Consider the following 6275-nt stretch of genomic DNA (forward strand, 5'->3'; position numbering starts at 1 on the left):
GCGCGACGCCGGCGATCAGCTCCGGGTGCTCGGCCGCGGCGGCCACGGCCCAACGGGCACCGGGCAGGTCGCAGCCGATCTGGACGATCCGGGTGACGTTGACCGAGCGCGCCCGGTCGATGGCCGCACGCGTCTGGAGCCACTCGCCGTCGGCGATGTCGAGATGGCAGTGGTTGTCGACCACGGGCAGCGGCAGCGGCTCCGGGGCCGCCGGTCGCTCACGGTCGCGCCGCGCGCCGGACTTCTCCTCCGTGGCCGCGCGGGCGCGCGTGGGCTCACTTGTGGACAAGGTCGTACACCTCCCGTTTCGGCACCCCGGCGCGCCGAGCGACGTCGGCGATGGCCTCCTTGCGGGTCGCGCCCGCAGCCTCCTCCTCGGCCACTGCCGCCCGCAACGAGTCCGGGTCGGTGCCGACCTCGGCCCTTGCCACGGCACCCGCGACGACGATGGTGACCTCGCCTCGCACGCCCTCGGCGGCCCATCCGACGAGCTCGGCCAGCGGCCCGCGGCGTACCTCCTCATGCGTCTTGGTCAGCTCGCGACACACGGCCGCGCCGCGCTCACCGCCGAACGCCTCGGCCATCGCGGCGAGCGCCGCCCCGGTGCGGTGGGGCGCCTCGAAGAAGACCATCGTCCGCTCCTCGTGGGCCAGGCCGGCGAGCCGCCGACTCCGCTCCCCCGCCTTGCGCGGCAAGAAGCCCTCGAAGCAGAAGCGGTCGACCGGCAGGCCGCTGACGGCCAGTGCGGTGAGGACGGCGCTGGGCCCGGGCACCGCCGTGACCCGGATGTCGTGCTCCACGGCCGCGACGACGAGCCGATAGCCCGGGTCGGACACACTCGGCATGCCGGCGTCGGTCACCAGCACGACCCGTTCGCCGGCGAGCAGGGCAGCCAGGAGGACAGGCGTGCGCGCCGACTCGTTGCCCTCGAAGTAGGACACGACGCGGCCGGTCAGGGTGATGGCGAGGTCGCTGGTCAGCCGCCTGAGCCGGCGGGTGTCCTCGGCCGCGACGACGTCGGCGCCGCTGAGCTCGGCCGCCAGCCGCGGCGGCGCGTCCCCGGCCCGGCCGATGGGCGTCGCCGCGAGCACGAGCACACCTGCGGCAGCCGCCGTGTCGGGCGCGAGGGAGGACATGCCTCGATCATGTCAGCGCGCGCACCTCGGCCACCGATGACCCCGGAGGTTCTAGAGTCTCGGACGTGACCGCTCCTGCCACCGTCAGCCTGTCGCGCACCGCGGCGGGCAACGAGGTTCCGCCCGCGCAGGAGCGAGCGGCCCCGCGCTGGCGCAGCGAGGACCCGCTCATCGGGTGGACGCTGGCCGTGGCCATCACGGGGCTGGCGTTCTTCCTGCGCTGGTGGAGGCTCGGCACCCCGCACCAGTTCAGCTTCGACGAGACCTACTACGCCAAGGACGCCTGGTCGATGCTCGCCAACGGCTACGTGCGCACCTACGTCGAGGACGCCGACAAGACGATCCTCAACGGTCAGACGAGCGGCCTGTGGACCGACAGCCCGTCGATGGTGGTCCACCCCGAGGTCGGCAAGTGGCTCATCGCGCTGGGCGAGAACGCCTTCGGCATGGACCCCTTCGGCTGGCGCATCGCGGCCGCGGTGGTCGGCTCGCTGATGGTGCTCCTGATGTGCCGCTTCGTCCGCCGGGTGACCGGCTCGACCGCGCTCGGCCTCGTCGGCGGGCTCCTGCTCGCACTGGACGGCCTGCAGCTCGTGCTGTCGCGGTTGGCGCTTCTGGACATCTTCCTCGCCTTCTTCATCCTGCTGGGGGTCCACTGTGTCGTGGCGGACCGACAATGGTTCCGCGCTCGCCTCGCGACGGGCGCGACCCGCGCGCTGTTTCGGCCCTGGCTGATCGCGGCCGGGGTGGCCTTCGGTCTGGCGATCGGCACCAAGTGGACGGCGCTCTTCCCGCTCGCCGCCTTCGGCCTGCTGCTGACGGCGTGGAACTACGGCGCCCGCCGGGCGTTCTCGCACCCCTGGGCGCTGCTCAAGGCGCTCTTCGTCGACGGTCCGGTCGCGTTCGCCAGCCTCGTCCTCGTGGCCCTGGTCGTCTACGTCAGCAGCTGGACCGGCTGGCTGATCCACGCGAGCGACTACGAGAGGGCCCTGAGCAGCACGCAGTACACGACGTACGGCGACGGCGTGGCCTGGGCGACCGCGAGCGAACCGGACGCGGAGGACTTCGGTGAGGTCACCCAGTCGTTGCGCTCGCTGTGGGAGTACCACCAGGACGTCTACACGTTCCACGCGCACTTCCTCAACGACAGCACCCACGTCTACGCCTCGCGACCGGTCGGCTGGCTGCTGATGAGCCGACCCGTCGGTGTCGACGCCCAGCTCGACATCCAGCCCGGCAGCCAGGGCTGCGACGCCCCCGCCGGCTCCACGTGCCTTCGCCAGGTGCTGCTCCTCGGCAATCCGCTGATCTGGTGGGCCGGGACGCTTGCGCTGGCCTTCGCCCTGGTCCGTTGGCTGGGTGGTCGCGACTGGCGGTTCGGGCTCGCGGTGGTCGGAGTCGGCTCGACGTGGTTGCCGTGGTTGATGTACGACGACCGACCCATCTTCATCTTCTACGCCATCGCCTCCCTGCCCTTCCTCGTGCTCGGGCTGACTCTGGCGCTGGGCAGCATCGTCGGCACGTCCAACGCGCACACCCCGCGGCGTACGGCAGGCGTGGTGATCGCCGGGTCCTACGTCGTGATGACGGTCTTCGCCTTCGCGTGGTTCTGGCCCGTGTGGACCGACCAGCTCATCACCCACGAGGAGTGGCTGCGACGGATCTGGTTCACCCGCTGGATCTGAGCGCCGGGCGGCGGAAATGCCGAACGGCCCGTCCTGCGACGGGCCGTTCATTGCTGGTGGAGGTGAGGGGACTCGAACCCCTGGCCTTCTCGATGCGAACGAGACGCGCTACCAGCTGCGCCACACCCCCAAGCGATTCGAAAAGATAGCACCCGGGAAACGGGCGCGCCCAATCGCGTCAGTCAGCCGCGGACCTCGCCGATGGCGCCGCCGAGACGGTGCCGTGTGGACCCGGTCAGGAACCGGCGGCCCGGCGCTCGGCTGCGGCGCGGGCCGTCCGCTGCGACTCCTCGGCCTCGCGGGCCAGGGCGGAGTCGCCGTCGTTGCGACCGGAGGACCAGACGCCGGTGGAGTCGAGATCGATCGTCTGGACGGTACGCCGCACGGCGGGCGCCTTCGAGACGTAGGTCGGCAAGGTGGTGGGCACCATGTCCCAGGCGCCCTCGGCGCGGACCGGAGCAGGCTCCTCGAGGTCCCCCTCGCGGGCCTCGTGGGCCTCGACGTCCGGCACGTGCGGGGAGTCGATCGTCTCGGGGAGCTCGTCGGCCACCGGCGCAACCACCGCGGCCGGTCGGGAGGCGGCTCTCTCGCCCTTGACCATGGCGCGGCAGGCGACCAGCCAGGCGACGAGCAGGCCCGCGGGCACGGCGACCCAGGCCCAGGCGATGACCTGGGCGGCGGCGAGCCCGATGACGACGGTGTTGGCGAGCAGGATCAGCGCGAGGACGTTGCGTCGGCGCTTGGTGGCCGTGCGGGCGGCGGCCCGGCGGGCGGCGTACGACGGCTGCGTCCGCGCGATGCTGGACGCCTTGGTCTCGACGGTCGTGGCCGAGGGCTGCCGACCGGGCGTGACGACGAGGCGGGCGTCGCGGCGGTTGATCGGCTCGCGTCGGGCCAGCACGCGCATCGTCTTGGAGAAGCGCTCGATGGAGCGGCTGCGGACGACCTCGTCGTGGTGCTTGAGCGCCTTGGGGATCAGATAGACGGCCCACGCCACCGCCAGGGCAACGAAGATCAGCGCACTCAGGTCCACACGCTGAGGTTAGAGTCCCCGACGCGACGTGAGGCGCAAGTTCATAGGTGTGTCGCAAGGGAACTCGTGTGACTCATGTGATTCACGCAGTCCCGTCGGCCGACGGCCGGCGTCCCCCGGACGACGTGTGACACGTGCGTGCCATCAGTCAGAGATGAGTCGGGCCAGCATCTGGCCGGGGCAGTCCTCGGTGGTGACCGCGAAGATCCGGTGGTCGCGCCACTGCCCGTCGATGTGCAGGAACCGCGGCGCGAAGCCGACCTCGTGCATCCGGAGCTTCTCCACGACCCGCAGCGAGTTGGTGTTCTCCGGTCGGACGCAGATCTCGATCCGGTGCAGCCCGGCGGTGGTGAAGCAGTGGTCGATCACCATCGCCACGGCCACCGGCATCACCCCGCGACCGGCGACGGCGTGGTCGAGCCAGTAGCCGATCGAGGCGAACTGCGCCGAGCCCCGCACGATGTTGTTGACGGTCACCTGACCGGCGAAGCGCCCCTCGACCTCGATGGCGAAGGGCATCGCCTGGCCCTGTCGGGCGAGCCTGCGCAGGCGCCGCACAACCTGGGCATAGCTGCCCGCCGGCTGGTGAACCCCGGGCGGCATGGTGGCTTCCCACTGCCTGAGCCAGTCACCGTTGCGAGAGCGGACGTCGCGCCAGGCCCTGGCGTCGGCCCCGTCGAGCGGTCGCAGCACGACATCGCCGTGGGTCAGCACTGCCGGCCAACCGGGTGCCGGTCTGATCGGGGTCAATGGTCGCTGCCCACGATCTGCTCCACCGCGTGCCGCAGCACCGGCGCGAGCACGGCCAGTCCGTCCTTCACACCCCCGCGCGAGCCGGGCAGGTTGACCACCAGGCACGAGCCGATGACGCCCGCGACTCCGCGCGAGAGCATCGCTGTCTCGACCCCGTTGGCCACGCCGAAGCCGCGGATCGCCTCGGCGATGCCAGGCACCTCGCGGTCGAGCAGCGGCCGGGTGACGTCGGGGGTCAGGTCGGTGGGCGTGAGTCCCGTCCCGCCCGTGGTGAGGACGACGCGCGCGCCGTCGGCGACCGCGCTGGAGATCGCCTCCCCCACCGGCGCGCCGTCGGGCACCACGACCGGGTCAGCACACGACAGGCCCTCGGCAACCAGCCACGCGACGATCAGCGGGCCGGTCTCGTCGGCATAGATGCCCGCCGCCGCGCGGTTGGACGCGACCACGACGGCCGCCTTCAGCGTGACGGTCACGGACGGCTCCAGTCGCCGGACTTGCCGCCGGTCTTGGTCTCCACGCGCACGTCGGTGATCACCGCGGCCTTGTCGACCGCCTTGACCATGTCGATCACGGTCAGCGCGGCGACCGACACGGCGGTCAGCGCCTCCATCTCCACGCCGGTCCGGTCGGTGGTGGCGACCGCGGCGACGATGTCGACCGACTCGTCGGTCACAGTGAGATCGACGGTGACCGACGAGAGCGCGAGCGGATGGCACAGCGGGATCAGCGACGGGGTCTGCTTGGCGCCCATGATCCCGGCCAGTCGGGCCACCCCGAGGGTGTCGCCCTTGGGGACGCCGGCGCCCCGGAGCAGCGCGATCACGGCGGGTGAGACGAGGACCCGGCCCGAGGCGGACGCCCTGCGTGCCGTCACCGCCTTGTCGGAGACGTCGACCATCCGGGCCGCGCCGGCGTCGTCGATGTGGGAGAAGGAGGTCATCAGAACTCCTCGTCCAGGCGCAGTACCTGCACCATCTCGCCCGCCTGCAAGGACGTCGTCGCGGGTGGTACGACGATGAGCGCATCACTCGCCGCGAGGTCACCGAGCAGGTGCGAGCCGGGTCCGCCGACCGGCGTCACGAACGCACCCCCACGGTCGGAGTCCCAGGCAGCCCGCACCATCTGCTGGCGGCCCTCCGGCGAGGAGATGGTGTGCGTCAGCCGGGCCCGGGCGAGCGGTCGCGAGTAGGGCAGCTTGCCCATCATCCGCCGGATCGCGGGCAGCACGAACGTCTCGAAGGAGATGTAGGCCGAGACTGGGTTGCCCGGCAGCGTGAAGATCGGGGTGCGGTCGTCGCCGACGGTACCGAAGCCCTGCGGCTTGCCCGGCTGCATCGCGACCCCGCCGAACCACACCGAGCCGAGCGAGGAGAGCGCCTCCTTGACGACGTCGAAGTCGCCCTCGCTGACCCCGCCGCTGGTGACCACCATGTCGGCGCGGACGAGTTGGTCGCTGAGCGCGTCGGTGAACGTGCGCGGGTCGTCGGGCACGATGCCGACGCGGGAGGCGATGGCGCCGGCGGCGCGCGCCGAGGCGGCCAGCAGGTAGGAGTTGCCGTCGTAGATGGAGTCCCGGCCCAGCGGCGAGCCCGGCTCGCGCAGCTCGGAGCCGGTGGAGATGACGACGATGCGGGGACGCGGACGGCAGCGCACGGTGGTACGACC

7 protein-coding genes, 1 tRNA gene and 1 pseudogene are annotated in these 6275 nt (G+C 71.8%); 1 reads left to right on the top strand and 8 read right to left on the bottom strand.

The genetic code is table 11. The annotated features are described in order from the left end of the window. Positions 1-289: pseudogene (locus RMO85_RS16130) on the bottom strand (AraC family transcriptional regulator); the annotation flags it as partial. After that, positions 276-1136, bottom strand: coding sequence for a 16S rRNA (cytidine(1402)-2'-O)-methyltransferase (gene rsmI, locus RMO85_RS16135; protein WP_310529741.1), 861 nt, complete (start codon positions 1134-1136; stop codon positions 276-278). The pseudogene RMO85_RS16130 and the gene rsmI, both read right to left, overlap by 14 nt. A gap of 65 nt (positions 1137-1201) precedes the next feature. Here rsmI and RMO85_RS16140 point away from each other — a divergent pair, with 65 nt between their 5' ends. Further along, a complete protein-coding gene (locus RMO85_RS16140) occupies positions 1202-2821 on the top strand; it encodes a phospholipid carrier-dependent glycosyltransferase (protein ID WP_310529742.1) in 1620 nt (539 codons plus the stop codon). Between the two features lie 54 nt (positions 2822-2875). On the opposite strand, the gene RMO85_RS16145 is transcribed toward RMO85_RS16140, so the two are convergent. The 6 genes from RMO85_RS16145 to glp form a co-directional block, all read right to left on the bottom strand. Then, positions 2876-2951 (bottom strand) — tRNA-Ala (locus tag RMO85_RS16145). Between the two features lie 105 nt (positions 2952-3056). Next, complete coding sequence (locus tag RMO85_RS16150) at positions 3057-3854, bottom strand: hypothetical protein (protein WP_310529743.1); 798 nt, start codon at positions 3852-3854, stop codon at positions 3057-3059. Between the two features lie 144 nt (positions 3855-3998). Next, positions 3999-4568: a GNAT family protein gene (locus tag RMO85_RS16155; RefSeq protein ID WP_310529744.1), complete on the bottom strand. Its 570-nt coding sequence runs from the start codon at positions 4566-4568 to the stop codon at positions 3999-4001. A 32-nt stretch (positions 4569-4600) separates the two neighbouring features. After that, complete coding sequence (locus RMO85_RS16160; protein ID WP_310529745.1) at positions 4601-5083, bottom strand: MogA/MoaB family molybdenum cofactor biosynthesis protein; 483 nt, start codon at positions 5081-5083, stop codon at positions 4601-4603. Continuing rightward, a complete protein-coding gene (gene moaC / locus RMO85_RS16165; RefSeq protein ID WP_310529746.1) occupies positions 5080-5550 on the bottom strand; it encodes a cyclic pyranopterin monophosphate synthase MoaC in 471 nt (156 codons plus the stop codon). Before moaC ends, RMO85_RS16160 begins: the two co-directional genes overlap by 4 nt. Then, the coding region (gene glp / locus RMO85_RS16170; RefSeq protein ID WP_310529747.1) for a gephyrin-like molybdotransferase Glp at positions 5550-6275 on the bottom strand (726 nt) is incomplete at its 5' end. The genes glp and moaC, both read right to left, overlap by 1 nt.

Source organism: Nocardioides sp. (genome assembly GCF_031422975.1).
Classification (GTDB): domain Bacteria; phylum Actinomycetota; class Actinomycetes; order Propionibacteriales; family Nocardioidaceae; genus Nocardioides.

What these genes read in the sequence shown, in the direction of transcription:
- rsmI (WP_310529741.1), bottom strand. Translation starts at nt 1,136, where the DNA reads ATGTCCTCCCTCGCGCCCGACACGGCGGCTGCCGCAGGTGTGCTCGTG.
- moaC (WP_310529746.1), bottom strand. Translation starts at nt 5,550, where the DNA reads ATGACCTCCTTCTCCCACATCGACGACGCCGGCGCGGCCCGGATGGTC.